General features: G+C 36.6%; 17 protein-coding genes. 12 read left to right on the plus strand and 5 right to left on the minus strand.

Translation table 11 applies throughout. The annotated features are described in order from the left end of the window. Positions 1–21: 21 nt before the first annotated feature. Positions 22–1,092 carry an Ldh family oxidoreductase gene (locus QM481_RS06340; protein WP_166551474.1) on the minus strand — a complete coding sequence of 357 codons (1,071 nt, stop codon included), beginning with the start codon at positions 1,090–1,092 and terminating at the stop codon, positions 22–24. Positions 1,093–1,236: 144 nt separating this feature from the next. On the opposite strand from QM481_RS06340, the gene QM481_RS06345 reads away from it, so the two are divergent. From QM481_RS06345 to QM481_RS06380, 8 genes are all read left to right on the plus strand, one after another. Continuing rightward, the gene (locus QM481_RS06345) at positions 1,237–1,734 is read left to right on the plus strand and encodes a DUF4139 domain-containing protein (RefSeq protein ID WP_166551475.1); all 498 of its coding nucleotides are present in this window, start codon (positions 1,237–1,239) and stop codon (positions 1,732–1,734) included. Beyond that, the gene (locus tag QM481_RS06350) at positions 1,694–2,269 is read left to right on the plus strand and encodes a DUF502 domain-containing protein (RefSeq protein ID WP_095163200.1); all 576 of its coding nucleotides are present in this window, start codon (positions 1,694–1,696) and stop codon (positions 2,267–2,269) included. The genes QM481_RS06345 and QM481_RS06350 overlap by 41 nt, the downstream gene beginning before the upstream one ends. A 152-nt stretch (positions 2,270–2,421) precedes the next feature. After that, positions 2,422–3,972 (plus strand): FMN-binding glutamate synthase family protein, encoded by a 1,551-nt coding sequence (locus QM481_RS06355; RefSeq protein ID WP_283381118.1) that lies wholly within the window; start codon positions 2,422–2,424, stop codon positions 3,970–3,972. Between the two features lie 214 nt (positions 3,973–4,186). Further along, entirely contained in the window at positions 4,187–4,783 is a 597-nt protein-coding gene (locus QM481_RS06360; protein ID WP_166551477.1) for a Crp/Fnr family transcriptional regulator, read from the plus strand. Between the two features lie 153 nt (positions 4,784–4,936). After that, positions 4,937–5,458: an NADPH-dependent FMN reductase gene (locus tag QM481_RS06365; RefSeq protein ID WP_283381119.1), complete on the plus strand. Its 522-nt coding sequence runs from the start codon at positions 4,937–4,939 to the stop codon at positions 5,456–5,458. A 49-nt stretch (positions 5,459–5,507) separates the two neighbouring features. Further along, positions 5,508–7,439: a ribosomal protection-like ABC-F family protein gene (abc-f, locus tag QM481_RS06370; protein WP_283381120.1), complete on the plus strand. Its 1,932-nt coding sequence runs from the start codon at positions 5,508–5,510 to the stop codon at positions 7,437–7,439. Positions 7,440–7,689: 250 nt separating this feature from the next. Beyond that, positions 7,690–9,003: a type IX secretion system plug protein gene (locus tag QM481_RS06375; protein WP_283381121.1), complete on the plus strand. Its 1,314-nt coding sequence runs from the start codon at positions 7,690–7,692 to the stop codon at positions 9,001–9,003. Positions 9,004–9,075: 72 nt separating this feature from the next. Next, positions 9,076–10,413 (plus strand): OmpA family protein, encoded by a 1,338-nt coding sequence (locus QM481_RS06380; protein WP_283381122.1) that lies wholly within the window; start codon positions 9,076–9,078, stop codon positions 10,411–10,413. A gap of 169 nt (positions 10,414–10,582) precedes the next feature. On the opposite strand, the gene ychF is transcribed toward QM481_RS06380, so the two are convergent. Both ychF and QM481_RS06390 read right to left on the minus strand, forming a co-directional pair. After that, positions 10,583–11,689 (minus strand): redox-regulated ATPase YchF, encoded by a 1,107-nt coding sequence (gene ychF, locus QM481_RS06385; protein ID WP_166551483.1) that lies wholly within the window; start codon positions 11,687–11,689, stop codon positions 10,583–10,585. A 267-nt stretch (positions 11,690–11,956) separates the two neighbouring features. After that, positions 11,957–12,274, minus strand: coding sequence for a DUF3276 family protein (locus tag QM481_RS06390; RefSeq protein WP_095163185.1), 318 nt, complete (start codon positions 12,272–12,274; stop codon positions 11,957–11,959). A 248-nt stretch (positions 12,275–12,522) separates the two neighbouring features. Here QM481_RS06390 and QM481_RS06395 point away from each other — a divergent pair, with 248 nt between their 5' ends. The 4 genes from QM481_RS06395 to QM481_RS06410 all read left to right on the plus strand — a co-directional run bounded on the left by QM481_RS06395 (position 12,523) and on the right by QM481_RS06410 (position 15,177). Continuing rightward, complete coding sequence (locus QM481_RS06395; protein ID WP_166551484.1) at positions 12,523–13,128, plus strand: septal ring lytic transglycosylase RlpA family protein; 606 nt, start codon at positions 12,523–12,525, stop codon at positions 13,126–13,128. Between the two features lie 337 nt (positions 13,129–13,465). Next, on the plus strand, positions 13,466–14,365 hold the full coding sequence (locus tag QM481_RS06400; protein ID WP_166551485.1) for a DUF58 domain-containing protein: 900 nt from the start codon (positions 13,466–13,468) through the stop codon (positions 14,363–14,365). Between the two features lie 81 nt (positions 14,366–14,446). Further along, positions 14,447–14,593 (plus strand): hypothetical protein, encoded by a 147-nt coding sequence (locus QM481_RS06405; RefSeq protein ID WP_283381123.1) that lies wholly within the window; start codon positions 14,447–14,449, stop codon positions 14,591–14,593. Between the two features lie 29 nt (positions 14,594–14,622). Beyond that, positions 14,623–15,177 carry a hypothetical protein gene (locus QM481_RS06410; protein ID WP_283381124.1) on the plus strand — a complete coding sequence of 185 codons (555 nt, stop codon included), beginning with the start codon at positions 14,623–14,625 and terminating at the stop codon, positions 15,175–15,177. A 196-nt stretch (positions 15,178–15,373) separates the two neighbouring features. Here QM481_RS06410 and QM481_RS06415 read toward each other — a convergent pair whose 3' ends face one another. Next, positions 15,374–16,738: a TlpA family protein disulfide reductase gene (locus QM481_RS06415; RefSeq protein ID WP_283381125.1), complete on the minus strand. Its 1,365-nt coding sequence runs from the start codon at positions 16,736–16,738 to the stop codon at positions 15,374–15,376. A 94-nt stretch (positions 16,739–16,832) separates the two neighbouring features. Continuing rightward, positions 16,833–18,278, minus strand: a complete 1,446-nt coding sequence (locus QM481_RS06420; RefSeq protein ID WP_166551488.1) for a DUF4369 domain-containing protein — start codon at positions 18,276–18,278, stop codon at positions 16,833–16,835. Positions 18,279–18,592 lie beyond the last annotated feature (314 nt).

Below are 18,592 nucleotides of genomic sequence, written 5' to 3' on the forward strand. Positions count from 1 at the left end.
TTAATCTTGAGATTGCTTTTTTTAAAATTTTATGCCAAAGCGAGTTGCCAAAGCATTTAGGTCATTAACAACAGGCTCCAACAAATTAATTCCATTGGCTTTGCGTTCAGCCTCTAATTCACGCTCAGGATCACCTGGAATAATTACATTTTTTCCGTCTACCGCTGGCGCTGCTTTAAAACGATTGATCCATTTGTCCATATCAGCTTTAAACTCGTCTGCTGGTCTAAATCCATCAATACGCATCGCACCCAAGAAATGTCCTGTACCTTTTCCTACTTGTTCGCCAGCAGCCATAAATCCAGCTGTGGCAAAAGGCGGAACCCAAGGACCAAAATTGGCTCCAGAAAGTACACCTGAGAAAATATCTACAATCGCACCTAAACCATATCCTTTGTGAGACCCATGTTCGCGGTCGCCACCCAATGGCAACAATGCTCCTCCATTTTTCACTGCGTTGGCATCGTCGGTTGGATTACCATCTTTATCTTGTACCCAACCAAGTGGAGCAGGCGCCCCTTTACGTTGTAAAATCTCCATTTTACCATAAGCTACTGCTGTAGTAGCAAAGTCGGCAACAAAAGGAGGATTTTCAGCGGCAGGAACAGCCACAGCAATAGGGTTTGTACCCAATAATTTTTCCTTTGAAAACGTTGGTGTAACTAAAGGGGCAGCATTGGTCATAGCCCAGCCAATCATATCTTTATGTAAAGCCTTCATAGCATGATAACCCGCAATGCCAAAGTGGTTGGAATTTTGAACCGAGATCCAGCCAGAACCTACTTTATCAGCCTTTTCCATCGCAATTTCCATTGCTTTGGGAGCAACCACCAAACCAAGTCCTTTGTCACCATCTATAACGGCAGTTGAAGGCGTTTCGTGTATGATTTTGATAATTGGCTTAGGATTAAGTCGACCGTTGTCATACAATCGCACATAGCCGCTTAAGCGAGCGATACCGTGCGAATCTACCCCTCTTAAATCAGCTGAAATCAATACTTGAGACGCCAACAAGGCATCTTCTTCGCTACATCCAATCGACAGAAAAACCTGTTGGATAAATTCTTGTAATTGTGTATATTGAAAATTCATTATCTAAAACTTTGACTATTTCTTTTGAGATTTCTGACGCAAAATTACAAATAAATGTTCGTTGAATGACTCTATTTTAAAAAATCACTGATATTAGCCATCATCCTTATTTTGAAGACCTTGAAAAATATTTTAGTAAAATTCTTGCAAAAAACTTTAAAGACGGCACTTTTCACCCTCTTTTTTTGTACTTGTTACAGCATTCTAGCTCAAAAAAACAAGTCGCAAAAGTTACGCCCCATCAACAAACCCGACACACTTTCGTTGAGTGTTGAGGAAAATCTTAGAATTAAAATTAGACGTGATATTAAACATCATACCAAACAGGTAGACGATGAGCTCATTCACGAATATCGCTCAATAGCTATTCGAGTATATAATCCATGGTTGAAGACTTTAAATATTGTGGTAGGCGAAACCATTCCTAATATTAAGGACACTGATATTGTTTTTGAAATGGAGGAAAATTCAGATGCCACTGTTGATTACAACCGAAATAAACTTTTATGGGATTTTGCACTCAAACCCAAAGAAGCCAAAACAATCGTACTGAGTTATCGAGTTCATTATCCAAAAGGCAAAACCATAATAGATATAAAAAATGTCTTTCAGATTCAAACGTATAAGCGCAAAGCTTTTTAGTTATTTTGTACAAGGTCTACTTTTACTAGCACCAGTTTATATTACGGGCTATATTATTTTCAACCTACTATCTTCTCTTGACGAACATTTTTACTTTCATTTTCGAGGCACAGGACTTGTTGTTCTTTTAGCCATCATAATGGTCGTGGGCTTTTTGGGTTCATCATTTTTGGCGGTGCCTGTTCTCAAGATTTTTGAAGAAGGGCTTTCCAGATTGCCCCTTGTCGGACTTATTTATTTCTCGCTTAAGGACCTAGTCGAAGCTTTTGTGGGAGACAAAAAGAAGTTTAATCAGCCCGTACTATTTACGATAAATAAAGAAAATGGCATCAAAAAAATTGGCTTTATTACCCAAAGCGACCTGAGTTTTTTATCACTCGATGGCGATGTGATGGTGTATTGCCCACATTCCTATGCTTTTTCTGGCGAAATGATGATTGTGCCCAAAAGTAGTATTATTCATTTGGATATTCCCTCGTCGGATGCCATGAAAATGATTATTTCGGGTGGTGTATCACTTACACAAGACAAGTAGGCATATCATGAAACTGTGCGCTTTATTACTTTACCTTTCTATCTTAAAACGAGCTTAGAATACACCAATGGACTTAATAAAACACGCATATTTGAGTAGTTTAGAGTCTTAATTCTTTTTAACCTAAAGCAACAATAATTCCAATCAACTTTATGGATTTCATTCAAAATTTACACTGGAGCGTCTGGATTGTGATACCGATTGTAGGACTGGCAATCCGTGATATTCTACAGAAAAGACATACCATCCAACACAATTTCCCTGTGATTGGGCACATTCGTTACATGCTCGAAAAAATTGGTCCAGAATTGCGCCAATATATCGTTGCTAACAACCGTGAAGAATTGCCTTTTAATCGAGGTGAAAGAGCCTGGGTATATGCATCTTCCAAAAAAGAGAATAATCTACAAGGTTTTGGCTCAGACCAAGACTTCAACTCGGTAGGATATATCTTTATTAAACATGCCATGTTAGGGCTAAAGCTCCCAAAAGACCATCCTAACTTACAAGACCCAAGCGCGGTGCCTTGTGCCAAAACTATTGGAGAATACCACAATCGTAAGCGTCCTTACAAGCCTTATTCAATTGTGAATATTTCGGGGATGAGTTATGGTTCGCTCTCGGCAAAAGCTATCGAATCCTTGAATAAAGGGGCTATCAAGTTTGGTTGCTATCACAATACGGGCGAAGGCTCGCTGTCGCCCTATCATAAATTTGGAGCAGATGTCATAGTAAATATTGGTACAGCCTATTTTGGTGTGCGTGATGATGAAGGGAATTTCTCAATGGAAAAACTCATCAAAATGACACAAGATAACTCTTTTATCCGTGCTTTAGAACTCAAGCTTTCACAGGGCGCAAAACCTGGTAAAGGCGGTGTTTTACCAGCTTCAAAAATCACTCAAGAAATTGCAGACATCCGTCATATCCCGATGGGAAAAGATGTTATTTCGCCAGCCTATCACTCTGCCTTTTCTACCATACCTGAAATGGTAGAATTTATCGAGAAAATGGCGCATAATACAGGCTTACCAGTCGGTATTAAATCTGCCGTTGGTAAAGTAGAAATGTGGGAAGAATTAGCACAGTATATGGTTAAGACAGGTAAAGGTCCTGACTTTATCACCATCGACGGTGGCGAAGGCGGTACTGGTGCAGCACCACACGCCTTTGCAGACCACGTTTCGCTGCCATTTACGTTTGCGTTCAGCAAAATTTATAAGATTTTCCAACGCTATGGATTGGCAGACAAGGTGGTATTTATTGGTTCTGGAAAATTAGGTTTTCCAGAAAAAGCCATGATGGCATTTGCTATGGGCTGTGACTTGATCAATGTTGGTCGTGAGGCTATGATGTCGATTGGCTGTATTCAAGCACAAGTTTGTCATACCAACCGTTGCCCAACGGGCATTGCCACTTCTAGCAAATGGTTGCAAGGAGGTATCGACCCTGCTTTAAAAAGTGAGCGTCTCTACAATTACATCAAAACGCTTAACAAAGAAATGCTCGAAATTGCCCACGCTTGTGGTTATGAGCATCCTTCACAAATGACCATGAAAGACGTGGATATGGCCATGGGTGACAATAACAAAACTCAGTCATTAGCTACAACCTTCGGATACGACAAAACTACAGTACCATTCAAAGGTGTTTCTGACTTATTAAAATCGCCATATCTCGGCGGAAACAAAGCTACAAAATAAGCATTTTCACGCAGTTGGGGTCTTCCTCCCAACTGCGTCCTTCACTCATCACCTCCTATACTTCCTTATCACAAAAAAATTGAATTTTTTGACATTTTTTACGTATTTTACACTTTCATTGAGTTTTTTCATCACTGGGAAAATTCAATCCTTTCTGATACCTTAACAACTTAGTAACACACACTTTGTATTTATAACCAGTAAATAAAAATTTATGTACACCCACATTAGAAAAGTAGTTTCACAATTCGTTTCGGACTTTACGAAGGAGGAGTTAGATTTAATTGAAAAGAATTTTTATCCAAAGAAACTAGGCAAGAATGAACATCTATTACAAATTGGAGAAGTGGCAAAGGAGGTGTTTTTCATTAATAAGGGTATCATGAGAAACTATGTTCCAGTTGTAAACAAGGGACAAATCACAAATTATTTTGCAGAGGAAAGTATGTTTAACACTTCGGCGGTGAGTTTTTTTACACAACAACCCTCATACGAAGCTGTTCAAGCAATTGAACCCTGCGAAGGTCTTGCTATTCAATTTGAAGATTTACAAAAGTTGTATGACCGTTTTCACAATTGGGAACGATTGGGTCGGTTATTTTTACAAGCCATTCTGATACAGCAAGATTTACGTTTGCGATGGTTTATCGAGAAATCCGCTAATGAAAGGTACGAAGCTTTTTTGCAAACTTACCCTCATTTGATGCAACGTATTCCACAATATCACATTGCATCTTATCTGGGTATCACCCCAGAATCGCTAAGTAGATTGCGTTCAAGAAGTCAAAAAATTTCGACAGATAAAATATGATAAAATTCTTCCGAAATTGACACGCCCTTCTACACTTAAACGGTTTTTGACCGCACTCTTCTTGTAAAGGTGCGGTCTATTTTTTTTAGATTGAACTAAAAACTTTCGCAGCAAATTAAAAGAACATAGACCTAAGATAAAACGCTATAAGCCTTGAAAAAAATCGTTGCTATTGTTGGCAGTGCCAGCGCCAACTCCTCTAACTTGAGTATCGTTAAGTATTTTGAATCTTTATGTTCATCCGAAATTGAATTTGAGATTTTTGAAGACTTAAAACACTATCCTCACTTCAGCCCTGAGCTCTCTGTTGAAAATACACCTTCGGAGATAGTCAAGTTTCGAGAATCTATCATGCATTCAGATGGAGTGATTATTTGTACGCCCGAATACGTTTTTTCGATTCCGAGTGGTTTAAAAAATCTTTTAGAGTGGTCGGTGTCTACGGTTATTTTTTCAGATAAACCTGTTGGCTTAATTACGGCCTCTGCCAATGGAACAAAAGGACACGAAGAGCTACATTTAATTTTAAGTACATTAGGAGCATCACTTCATGACAACACTCAGCTGCTGATTCAGGGAGTAAAAGGGAAAATATCGCCAGAAGGGGACATTACGCATCAGGAGACGAAGAGATTATTGGAGGAGTTTATGAAAAATTTCTTAATCCCTAATTAGCATACACAGCGTTATCTATCAAGTCCACAATTTCCACTATCTTTGTGATATGTTATCTATTAATAATTTATCATTCTATTTCGGGAGTCGCCCGATGTATTATGAAGCCAACTTACACATCAAACCTAAAGACAAAATCGGTTTGATTGGGGCTAACGGAACAGGGAAATCAACTCTTTTGCGCCTTATCTCAGGCGAATATCAGCCAGATGGTGGAAATATTTCAAAATCAGGCAATTGCACTATCGGGTTTTTGAATCAAGACTTACTTTCTTATCAATCCGACGAATCTATCCTTTCGGTAGCCATGCAGGCTTTCGAACGTCAGAATTTCCTGCAAAAAGAAATCGACCGTATCCTGCACAAAATGGAAACGAATTACGAGGATACTGATGTCGATAAATTAGCTAGAGTACAAGACGAATTTGATGCCTTGGGTGGATACACCATGCAGTCTGAAGCCGAAGCGATTCTGGAAGGTTTAGGGTTTACCACTGCCGATTTAAGTCAACCGCTTCGTACCTTTTCTGGGGGGTGGCGTATGCGTGTGATGCTTGCCAAATTACTCTTGCAACGACCTTCGTTATTGATGCTCGATGAACCTACCAACCACCTTGACTTACCATCGATTGAGTGGGTAGAAAACTATATCAATAATTATGAAGGAGCTATCATCGTAGTATCTCACGACCGATATTTCTTGGATAATACCGTGAATACGATTGTGGAAGTCACTGGTTCTAAATTGATACAATATTCTGGAAACTATACATTTTATGTGGAGGAAAAAGCCATGAGAAATGAAATCCAGAAAGGTGCTTACGAAAACCAGCAAGCTATGATTCGTCAGACAGAGCGTTTTATTGAGCGTTTCAAGTCTAAAGCTACCAAAGCTCGTCAGGTACAATCACGTGTGAAATCATTAGCTCGTTTGGATGTAATTGATGATGTGATTGATGAAGCGGCAAAAGTGAATTTCAAATTCAACTTTGGCACCCAGCCTGGTCGCTTTATCATGAATCTGGAAGATGTAAGTAAAGCTTACGGTTCCAAACGTATTTTGAGTGGTACTAATGCGGTAATCGAACGTGGTGATAAAATTGCCTTAATTGGGGCAAACGGAAAAGGTAAATCAACCGTTTTACGAATCATTGCAGGTACCGAAAACCTCGATGGCGAACGCAAGCTCGGACATAATGTGATTGACTCCTTTTTTGCACAGCACCAACTTGAAAGTTTGGATGTCAATAATACTCTGTTGGATGAACTAAAAATGGCAGGAACTGCCAAGCTAGAAACAGAATTAAGAAGTGTTTTAGGCTGTTTCTTGTTCACTGGCGAGGATGTTTTCAAGCGTATTAAGGTACTTTCTGGAGGAGAAAAATCACGAGTAGCCTTGGCGAAAGTGCTAATTTCAGAAGCCAACTTTTTACTACTTGATGAACCTACCAACCACCTCGACATGATGTCGGTGAATATCCTGATTCAGGCATTACAACAATATGAAGGTAGTTATGTGGTGGTTTCTCACGACCGTTTCTTTGTTTCCGAAATTGCTAATAAAATCTGGTATATTGAGGATGAACAAATCAAGGAATATCCTGGCACTTACGATGAATACGAAATCTGGCAAGCCGAGCGACAAGCCAATGCCGCACCTGCACCAGTAGAGAAAAAAGCAGAAGCACCTAAGGTCGAAGCGAAAACTCAGGTAAGTGATTTTGCTAAAAAGGAAGCTCAAAAACAAATCAAAAAGCTGAATCAAAAAGTAAGCGATTTGGAAGATAAAATTTCGAAATTAGAAGAAAATAAAACTGATTTAGAACATCAATTGGGTGACCCTGCAATTTATAACGATAGTGCAGCGTTAGCCAAAGCAAATGCTTCATACCAAGAAGTTCAACAAAATTTAGCGCAAGCCAATCAGGATTGGGAATCTGCCATGATTGAACTAGAAGAGGTAGAAGCTAGCATAAACTAAGGAATGATTGAGAGATTGGGTAAATTGATTCGAAACAGTCGCTCAATCATAGGCAGAACTACATCAAGGATTTTAAGAATCATCTATTGGGGATATTAGATGTTGGATTTCGGAAGTGTAACTTACTGTATTTTGTAAAAAACAAAGGTATTTCATTTCCGAAATCAGAAATCCTCAATCCGAAATTGCTTAAAAATTCACGTACGCTACTAAATCACCATTCCCTCATTTACCAATACTCCGTTGATCTATGTCCAATATAATCCTATCTGCAAAGCCTGTTTTTGGTAAAAATTTACTGAAAACAGGCTTATTGCTTTTGATAAGTTTTGCAGTATTTGCTCAAAAAGACAAAACTTTGATTTATGATAATCAGATTTATGAGCCTTATATCAAAACACCCCTCCTCTACCCTTTTGACGGTACAAATAACGTACAGGCAACCTTGAATCCACCTGTGATTGGTCTAAATAACAACCAAAATCTTAAACTAGAATTTGATTGTTTGAACCCTGCCGTCCAAAATTTTCGAGTAAAAATCTTTCATTGTAATGCCGACTGGCAACCTTCTACTCTCAACGAAATTGAATATCTTTCTGAATATAATGATATTCCGATTTATGATTACTATAACTCTTTTGCTACCAAAATCCAATATAATCACTTTAGTTTGGTATTGCCTAAAGTACGTGTTTCGGGCAATTTTATCGTGATTGTTTACAAAAATCGGAATGAAAAAGATATAGTTCTGTCCAGAAGATTTCAAGTGTATGATAGTCGTGTAAGTGTCGGTGGAAAAATTGTTTTTTCTAATGTTCCTGACAAACGTCGTACACATCAGCAAGTCAATTTTGCGATTAATTATTCAGGCTACGAAATTCTTGACCCAAAGAATGACTTAAAAATAATTATTCGTCAAAACTTTCGAGACAATAAAACCCTCAAAAACCTTCAGCCTTTTATGGTTGATAATTTTAATAGAAAACTTGATTATCAGTTTTTTGATGGCGAAAATAGTATTGAAGGCATTAACGAATTTCGTCTATTTGATATTCGAAGTTCACAACAAAAATTGGTCGGCATTTCCCATATTTTCTATGGAGATAAAGAAAATGTCTTTGAACTTTTTACTGATAAACCTCAAAATGGCTTGGCTTACGTGGACACAAAAGACTTTGACGGCATGTTTGTGATTGATAATTACGAAACCAACAAAGGCGCCACCGAAGCAGACTATGTGAGGGTTAGTTTTCAGTTAAAAACTGATTCATTAATCAACAAAAAAGTATATATTTTGGGTGCTTACAACGATTGGAAGCTCAATGAAACCAATCAAATGCATTATGTTCCCGAAAGTAGCGCTTACGAATCTTTTATTCAGCTCAAACAAGGTATTTATAATTTTCAGTATATTACTGTAGACAATAAAGGAATTATAAACGAACGTGATATTGAAGGTAGTCATTCACAAACTGAAAACTCGTATGAAATCTTTGTATATCACCAATCTATAGGTGGACGAGCAGATAGTTTGGTAGGTTATTCGCTCATCAAATCAAGGTAGAATTATAACAACTAAAGGCACAAAACCCATTATTTATTAAGTCCAAATTCACTCAATAATTATATCCGTCTTATGAAAAAATTTCTCATTATTTTAGGATTTGTTCCATTATTCCAAAGCTGTGTAAGTATGCAACCAAGCGGAGGATATGGAGGTACAGATAGCGGAAATAGTGGTGGCAATCAATATCCGACTCAAACACCAACACCTCAAAGGTCAAATACGAGTATCAGAATCAATAATGTTCGTCTGACCAATCAATATACCATTTTGGACATGAGTTTCAGAAACTCAGACCCAACTACGCGCGACCCACAAACAGGTCGTGTGAGTACAGTCCCTATTGCGATTAGTGCTGAGTCACGATTGCTAGCTTCTAATGGTAGATCATTTCGATTTATCAAATCTGAGGGTATTACAATTGCTCCTCAAATGACACAGGTTTCGGCACAGCAAGAAGTAAATTTTAGTGTCTATTATGAAAGATTAAATCCAGGGATTGAGATTTTCGACCTATTTGAGTGCGAAGATAGCAATGGGACGGAATGTTGGAATTCTTACAATATTCGAGTGAGTAATCCTGCGACTTCACAGAATTATCCGCAACAACCCAACAATACCCAAACCTATCCAAATAATACACCAACGTATCCGAACAACACGCCAAGTTATCCTTCCAATACGCCTTCGATTCCAGCACCGAGTGGCTCAAACGGTACCCCTACCAAAAAGCCAAAATCTGGAAAAGTAGGTGAAGTGGATAACAGTACCAAACCAACTGAAACAAATACCATTTTGGTAATGGGAATTGTACGTGATGCAAAAAGCAAAAAAGCAGTGAGTGCAACCATTAATTTTGTACAAACCAATAACAATAAAAAAGTCGACTCTACTCAAAGTTTTGTGAGCACAGGAATTTATCGCTCTAATCTGGCTGCAAATCAATCTTTTGTGATTACTGCTTATGCTAGAGGTTATGCCACCTTTACTGAAACAATTGATTTGAGCAAATTAGCTGTTAATGGCAAATTAAACAAAGATATTTACCTAAACCCACTGGCTGTAGGTGACAAAATCACGTTGCAGAATATCAATTTTGAACTATCAAAGTCAGATTTACTACCTGCCTCTTATGTTGAGCTAGACAAAGTAGTAACCATGATGCAGGATTTTCCACAAATGGAAATCAGACTCGAAGGACATACAGATGTAGTAGGTGACCCCGATGCCAATCAGGAGCTTTCAGAGGAAAGAGTTGAATCATGTAAGAATTATTTAGTCAAAAAAGGAATAGCACCAGCTCGTATCCAAACAATTGGTTATGGTAGTTCAAAACCCATTATCAAAAGTGGAACAGAAGAACAACGCAAAGTAAACAGACGTGTAGAGATGAGTGTTTTGAAGATGTAAATCTGAGAAATTTTACTACCAATAAAAAATGACGGCTCTTGAGAGCCGTCATTTTTTATTGGTAAATATTTTATACTCAGTAGCAGGAACTAATATCTCTGTAACAATTGCCCTCTAATTTTGAGTACTCAAATAACTGATATACTATTAACTAATAACTTTCTATTATCTACACATTGAAGCGGAAGTGCATAATATCACCGTCAGCAACTACATATTCCTTACCTTCTACGTTCATTTTACCTGCTTCTTTACAAGCTGCTTCAGTTTTATATTGCTGATAATCAGACAATTTAATTACTTCCGCACGAATAAAGCCACGCTCAAAATCAGTGTGAATAACACCTGCTGCTGCTGGTGCTTTCCATCCTTTTTGGATAGTCCATGCACGAACTTCTTTCACACCTGCCGTGAAATAGGTAATCAAGTTCAACAAAGCATAAGACGCACGAATCAATTGAGAAAGACCTGACTCTTTCAAGCCATATTCTTCCAAAAACATTTGACGTTCATCCAAATCTTCAATTTCTGAGATTTGAGACTCAACCGAAGCACAAATTACAATTACTTGAGCATTTTCGTCAGCAACTGCTGCTTTCAACTCTTCCACGTATTCGTTTGTACCAGATTGAATCGAAGTCTCATCAACGTTTGCTACATAAATAACTGGTTTATCAGTCAATAAGAACAAATCACCAATAGCTTCTTCTTTCAAATCAGCATCTAAGTCTTGTACTGTTCTTGCAGACTTACCCATTTCCAAAGTTGACTTGTATTGGCTCAACGCTCCTACAATCTGTCTTGCTTTGGCATCACCAGCTTTGGCTGCACGTTCAAACTTTTGTAATTTTTTATCTACTGACTCAAGATCTTTCAATTGAAGCTCAAGGTCAATAATTTCTTTGTCAGAAACTGGGCTAACACGACCTTCTACGTGTACGATATTGTCATCATTGAAACAACGTACTACGTGAATGATAGCATCAACCTCACGGATATTTGCCAAAAATTTGTTACCCAAACCAGCACCTTGAGAAGCACCTTTCACCAAACCTGCAATATCTACAAACTCGATTACAGTTGGCAACACACGTTGTGGATTTACCAATTGTTCGAGTACTTGAAGACGTTCATCTGGAACAGTCACAACACCTACGTTGGGCTCGATGGTACAGAAAGGATAGTTGGCCGCTTCGGCTTTATTAGAAGAAATTGCACTAAACAAAGTAGATTTTCCGACGTTCGGCAAACCTACGATACCGCATTTTAAACCCATTGAAGTTTTGTTATTGATAGGGCCAAGAGAAACAAATTCATCTTGGCGTTTTAAATTCTTTGATTTTGGAGGTGCAAAGTTACATGAATATTCCTGTAACAACAAAAAGCCTCTGAAAAATCAGAGGCTAAGTCTTTTTAGAGAGCATACTAAGTAGAAAAGGTCAATAGTGTAGCAAGTACAGCGTCTTACATAGAGCTGCTCTCTTACGATTCATCATAGCTTGGGTACACTAGAATAAATTTGACCTAGCATTCAATTTTCTGCCTACTCCCACTTTAGTTCACTACCAAAACCTTCGTCTTCTTCACGGTTGAACTGTGAAAAATCTACATCTGGTAACAGTTCATGCTTCACATGATCTACAGCTTCTCTTAAACCTTCCAAAAACTTATCGAAGTCCTCTTTGTACAAGAACATCTTGTGTTTTTCGTAAGCAAAGCCATCATCTTTTTGGTAGCGACGACTTTCAGTGATGGTAATGTAATAGTCGTTTGAGCGAGTTGATTTCACATCGAAGAAATACGTCCTTTTCCCCGCTCTAATGCGTTTTGAAAACAATTCTTCTCTTTCTCTTTCTTCCACTGTACTATTAAAATTTAGGGTTTATGGATTGGTAAAAGTAAAAATTTTATTGATTCTAACAAAAAAATCGAATAAAATAAAATTTGCATTTTGGACTTTTAAACTAAATATTTACCAATAAAAATATAACAAAACCAATAAATATTTTTATTTTGATTCCAAAAAGCATAGATTTGTAATTAGTGCCTTTTTCCAGTAATAACTAACTCTTTCGCACACATTCATCAAGTATATACTAATCACTTACAATGAAGAAACAACACTTTGGAATTCTCAAGATTTCGTTGATTCTATCAGTAGCCTCCACTGCAAGTGCACAAAAATTAGGCGACGAATCGTATGGAATTGCCTCTTTTTATGCTAATAATTTTTATAACAAACCGACATCCACTGGTGAGATTTTGAAAGAAAATCAATATACAGCGGCCCACATGACCCTACCCTTTGGAACCATGTTGGAGGTGACTAATCTTGCCAACAAACGCTTTGTAATTGTACGCATCAACGACCGTGGGCCTTACAAACCCGGTCGTATTATTGACCTCACTGAGAATCCTGCTAAGTGGCTCAAAATGAGAAAGGACGGTTTGACTAATGTGCGATTAAAAGTTGTAGGATTTGATGGAGATATTATGCTAGAATCTTATGACTCTTTGCGCGTAGTAGCCACCCCTAAGTTGGAATCTAAATATTATCAAAAACCTATTCTTCAACATACAAAATACTACCGTTTGCGAAAAAATTGGCACAAACGTAAATATCCTCATCTCAAAAAGAGACGCTTAAAAGTAAACTCTTATCTACGAAAATTAGCTAGAAATAGAAAAGCTGAACAAAAAAGTAAGTCAAAATAATACACGCTTAATTAAGCGTATTTCAGTCATATAGCACACTCTTTTAGACAATTTTAGTACTATTTTGTACGTTTAGCACTTGGCATCAAAGTGATATACAGGGAACAAATCTTGTATCGTCTGATGTGTTTTTTGTAGAATAGAAATTGTAAAATTTAAAGATAATGATTTTTATCTTTATTAAACTTTTTTTAGAATTCAAGCTCTTGGGGGTATTTCCTACAATTTGTCTTTTTTTAATATGCTCAATTAGACTTTTCTCACAAATGACAAGCCATGCCAAGAAAGTTTGTAAATTGGCATAATATTGGACTACTGCCTCCTATACAACAGAATTATGGATTTAGCAAAAATCAGAGAATACGGAAATATTGAGTTCTTAGCCAAACAAATGGTTGAGGGGTTTATCACAGGTCTACATAAGTCTCCATTTCATGGCTTTTCGGTAGAATTTGCAGAACATCGATTATACAACACTGGTGAAAGTACACGTCATATAGACTGGAAAGTTTATGCCAAAACTGACCGTATTTATACTAAGCGCTATGAAGAGGAAACAAATTTGCGTTGCCATTTGCTAATAGACACTTCATCCTCTATGTACTATCCTGCGCCTGGTTATGGTAAAATTACTTTTTCCATTATGGCTGCTGGTGCGTTGGCATATATGCTGCAAAAGCAAAAAGATGCTGTTAGTTTAACGACCTTTTCTGATAAAGTAGAAATTCAAACTCCCATAAAATCAACGCCAACGCATATCCACAAAATACTTTTGGATTTACAGGAGTTGATGCAAAAACCTGACGCCTCCAAAAGCACAGGAGTCGCATCTGTGATTCATGAAATTGCGGAGAAAATACATCGTCGTTCTTTGGTGATTTTGTTTAGTGATATGTTCGACAATATTACCGAGTCAGAAAAGCTATTTTCGGCACTACAACACCTCAAGCACAATATGCATGAGGTATTAATTTTTCATGTCACCGACAAAAAGACTGAGTCGGATTTTGCTTTCGAAGATCGCCCTTATGAATTTATTGATTTAGAAACAAATGAAAAGATCAAGCTTAATCCTGCACAAGTGAAAGATGATTATCAGAAAACATTACAAAGCTTTTATCATGACTTGAAGCTCAGATGTGGACAATACAAAATTGATTTTATTGAAGCTGATATAGCACAAGGTTTCGAACAAATCCTTTCAGCTTATTTGGTTAAACGAGCGAAAATGAGATAGCTCAACCATAAATAATACGGTGTTTTACTATAATGTTTATTTCAATTTGTATATTTACAAAATAGTTGTAACTCAATGATTATGAAGGCACAAACATTAACAAAAGCTAAAAAACAAAACTGGAAACCACTAAAAAGTGTAACGCCAGTTCAAATTTCTGCTAAAAATATAGAAGGGGTGAAGGTAATCGCTTCCAATACTGACTCTAAAAAATTAGTCATTGCCTAACAAAATATCTAATCTACCCTATATACTTTATGTACGAAATTAAATTTATCCAAAAAGATATATGTAAAGATGGCTCCGACCATCTTTTTTCATATATCTACAAGTTTTTTTGCTATGATTCTAAACTACATTACATCATTAGAGCAGAATATCATACAGAAAATATTTTTGCGATTAAATTTTATTGCAAAAAAGATAAAAGAAGTGATTTCAAGTATAACAAAATTATTAATAAACATAACAGTTCTACTGTTTTGAAAATTCTCAATACTTGTCTTTCAGTGGTTCCTATGCTTCTTCAATTATCTCCTAATTGTAATTTTGCGCTTTTATCATCAAGAAGCGTAGACTTTTCAAGTTCGAAAAGATTGACTGAGGGGCTACCCCAAAATCAACGATTTAGAATTTACAGTAGATTTATTCAGGAGAGAATAGGAAATATTACATTTACTCATTTTGCCTATGAGAAGATAAGCTCATACCTATTAATTAACAACAATGAAAAAGATATATATGCAAAGGAAATAAGAGTAAAGGAAATGTTTGAAAGAACCTATAAGATAATTCCAGACATTGGACATTAACATGTTCCCAGCATAAGTTAAAGCTTATTTATTAATTTAAGTATTACTGTAAAATAAATAGGTAAAAATTACATTAGGCTGTAAGCCGTAGGCATAAGGTTTACTTATTTCGTGAGAAATACTTTTTGACTTTTAGCCTAATGCATAAAGCCTAAAGCTTAATGCGGGTAAAATTATTTTAATTTTGCCCACTAACTTATTTCCCTAAATACCTCACTACAATTTGTTCCATATCCTCAATCGCCAGATTTCCCTTGCCTACCACCCTTTTCTCTTTATCCAGAATATATATTGTTGGAGTATATTGAGCATCAAACTCTTGGAAAAAATTGACATTTCCTGTTTGGTCAATCACATTTACAAAATCTTGCGTTTGATAATGTTTGATAAATTCACCCCAAGTCTCCAAATCATTGCCAAAAATTGGCGCAAAAACTAGTAACCCTTTGTCGGCATATCTTCTGTGTAATTGTACTAATTGAGGAGTGAAGTTTTTACAATGCCCGCAATCTGCTGCATAAATATATAATATCGTACAATCCGCATTTTGAGCGTGTAAAGTCTGTTCTTTTCCTGCTAAATCTGTCAACTTCACATCTGGTATTTTACTTCCAATCAAGAGCTTTTCTAGATAAAATACTCTTTCCTTTACTAGTTTAATAGTGTTTTCATCCCATAGTTGCGGTTCCTGCAGATAATACTTTTTCATCATGTAGACAAAAACTGCATCATGCCCCATAGTTTTGCTTGTCTCGAAAAAACCTGTTGTTTTAGTAATCAAATACTTTCGCATAGCCGTATTCCGTCCTGCTTTTTCAACAATTTTACGAGATAAACTTATCAGAGAATCAATAGGTAAATACGTGAGAGGTTCGAAATAGCTTGCTACATTTTGATGAATATAGGGTGTGCGAATCATTCGGTCATCGGTCAAATCAAAATTGTCGAAGAAATGATTGACGAAAAACTTATTTGACCAAAGCGGGTCTTCTTGTCCATTGGATAACTTTGGTGCTGGTGGTAAATCCATTGGCATAGTTGCTTTGATTAGTTTTGAGGCAAATGTACCCGCAAATGCCGTAACAAACTTTTTACGATATTGCTCTAATTCGTATTGGATTGCATACTTTTTATTTATCGAAACCGAATCTGTTTTAGCTTCTAATAGGGCTATTTTAACGCCCTCTCTTACTATTTTCTGTTGATAGCTATAAAACAGGTCATTTTCTCTTGAGCCTGTAAACTTAATCGAATTCACCAGATCTTTGGCGTCTGCTTCAAACGAAAACTGCTGCTCCACTACAAGAATATCAATACTTTTCCAACCTCCGATCATCAGATTATAGAGCCCTGGCTCTAAGTTCTGCTTTGCTTGAAATACGACTACTCCATTAGCATTCACTTTCGCAGAATCTTGAACATAGTTTACATCTTCGTAATAGTACGTCAAATAGCAAACAGAATCGCGAAGGTTCTTGAATTTTGCCTCAATACGATATTGAGCAAAAAGCTGGCTAGATAAACAAACTAATGAAATGGTTAGTAGGTAAAAATATTTCATATAACTAGTGATAAGTATGGTTGAAAAGGTGGTGCTAATACTACAGCATCCAAAAATAACAAATGGCACAGCTTGGTAGGCTGTGCCATTCGAATTATTTTTTAATATTTTGTTTTTTATGAAAATCTATAAAATCTTCAATTTGTTCAAGTGGTAGTCGCTTGGCTATAATTTTTTTGTCTTTGTCCAGCACATAAATCACTGGAGTAGCGTACACATCAAAAAGATTTTTAAAATCGGTATAGTATTCTTCCTTGCCTGTTTGAGGATTTTTATGAATATCTACTCCATTAATCATTGGTTCAAATTTAAACTCCTTGATGAACTTCTTCCATTTAGGAGCGCTACGATCAATAGATGCTGCCAATACTCTGATATTTTTCTGTTTGAGAGCAGGATACATTTTGGCCAATTTTGGTGCAGATTCTCTACAATGGCTACATTCTGGGTCATAAATAAATACCACAGTATAATCTGCAGGAATACGACGAATATCAATTTCTCTTCCGAGGGTATCTGTCAAATACATATCAGGGAAAGGCTTCCCATTTAATAATGGTTTTAATATGGTAATTCTCTCCTTCATTTTGCGTACCGTACTGGTATCCCAAAGTGCTGGTTCGCCGATATAGTATTTTTCAGCCATGTGGACAAAGGCACCATCTACACCCAAAATTTTAGGGTTTTCATACGAGCTAGTGATTTTATAAATCGTGTAGCGACGAATATCTCTTCCTTTTACCTTAGCTAAGATTTTATCTGCTTCAAGCGAAATTGAATCAGCATGTTGAACCGTCAAATCTTCAAAATACCTTTCTAATTTCTTTTGATAAAATGGTGTTCTCATCAAACGTTCATCACCTAAATCGAAATTATCCCAAAAATGCGATTTGTAATAAGAGAACTGAAACTGATACATGGCGGCAGAGTCTGCTTTTGTAACAATAGGTTTGCCATAAGCTGGCACTTCTGGTTCTTGAGCAGCTTTAATCAATTTTACGACAAAAGAACCTTTGTTTTGTTCTAACCAAGTTTTTTGAAAAGTCTCAATATCGGCTTGTTGTTTTTTGAATGCAGCTTCAGATACAGCATCTTTCTTTTGGCGACGCATGGCATCTAATTGTTTGAGTTTTTCAAACTTTGAAGACATTTCTTGTTGAAAGCCAAAAAATAATTCATTTTCTTTCGAGCCAGTTACTTTCATCTTTCCAATCAGGTTGGTCGTATCTGTTTCAAAAGAAAAATTGGTATTACCAATCACCACGTCCAAGTATTTGCCTTTGGGTAAAGCAATCAAATACAAACCTTCTGGTAATTCTTTGGTGCCTTTAAACTGAAATTGTCCGTAACTATCTACTTTTGCCGTATCTTTTATTACTTGTTGATTGTACCCAAAATAGTGCGCAAGAAATACCGTGGTATCTTTAAGTCCTGCAATTTTTCCTTTTATTGAAAAACTGCTTGGTGTTTGTGCAAAGCTTTGCGTACCAAACACTAACACAAGAAGGAATAGAAAAATTTGTTTAGAATAATGCTTCATTGTATGTAATTAAGGTTGAAACAACAATTTATGTAAGTTAAGATTGAGTGTCGGGTCTAATGTGAATTTTAATTTAAATCCTGTTTACCAAACTCTCGTACAGTAATATAGAATTATGACTTGTGAGCTATCGTTCTATTACTAGGTTCTGGACTTTAGTCCTTATCATTATGGTGAAAATCTAGTCAAATGCTTTTTATGGAATATATTACCATCTTAAAAGGTATTTTTATAATATGACAAAAGCAACTAATCATTCTTTCTATTTCGCATTTGAATTTACAAATTTATCTAAACTTCCTTTCCGATGGCTA

Origin of the sequence: Flectobacillus rivi (assembly GCF_030056655.1) — a bacterium.
Taxonomy (GTDB): domain Bacteria; phylum Bacteroidota; class Bacteroidia; order Cytophagales; family Spirosomataceae; genus Flectobacillus; species Flectobacillus rivi.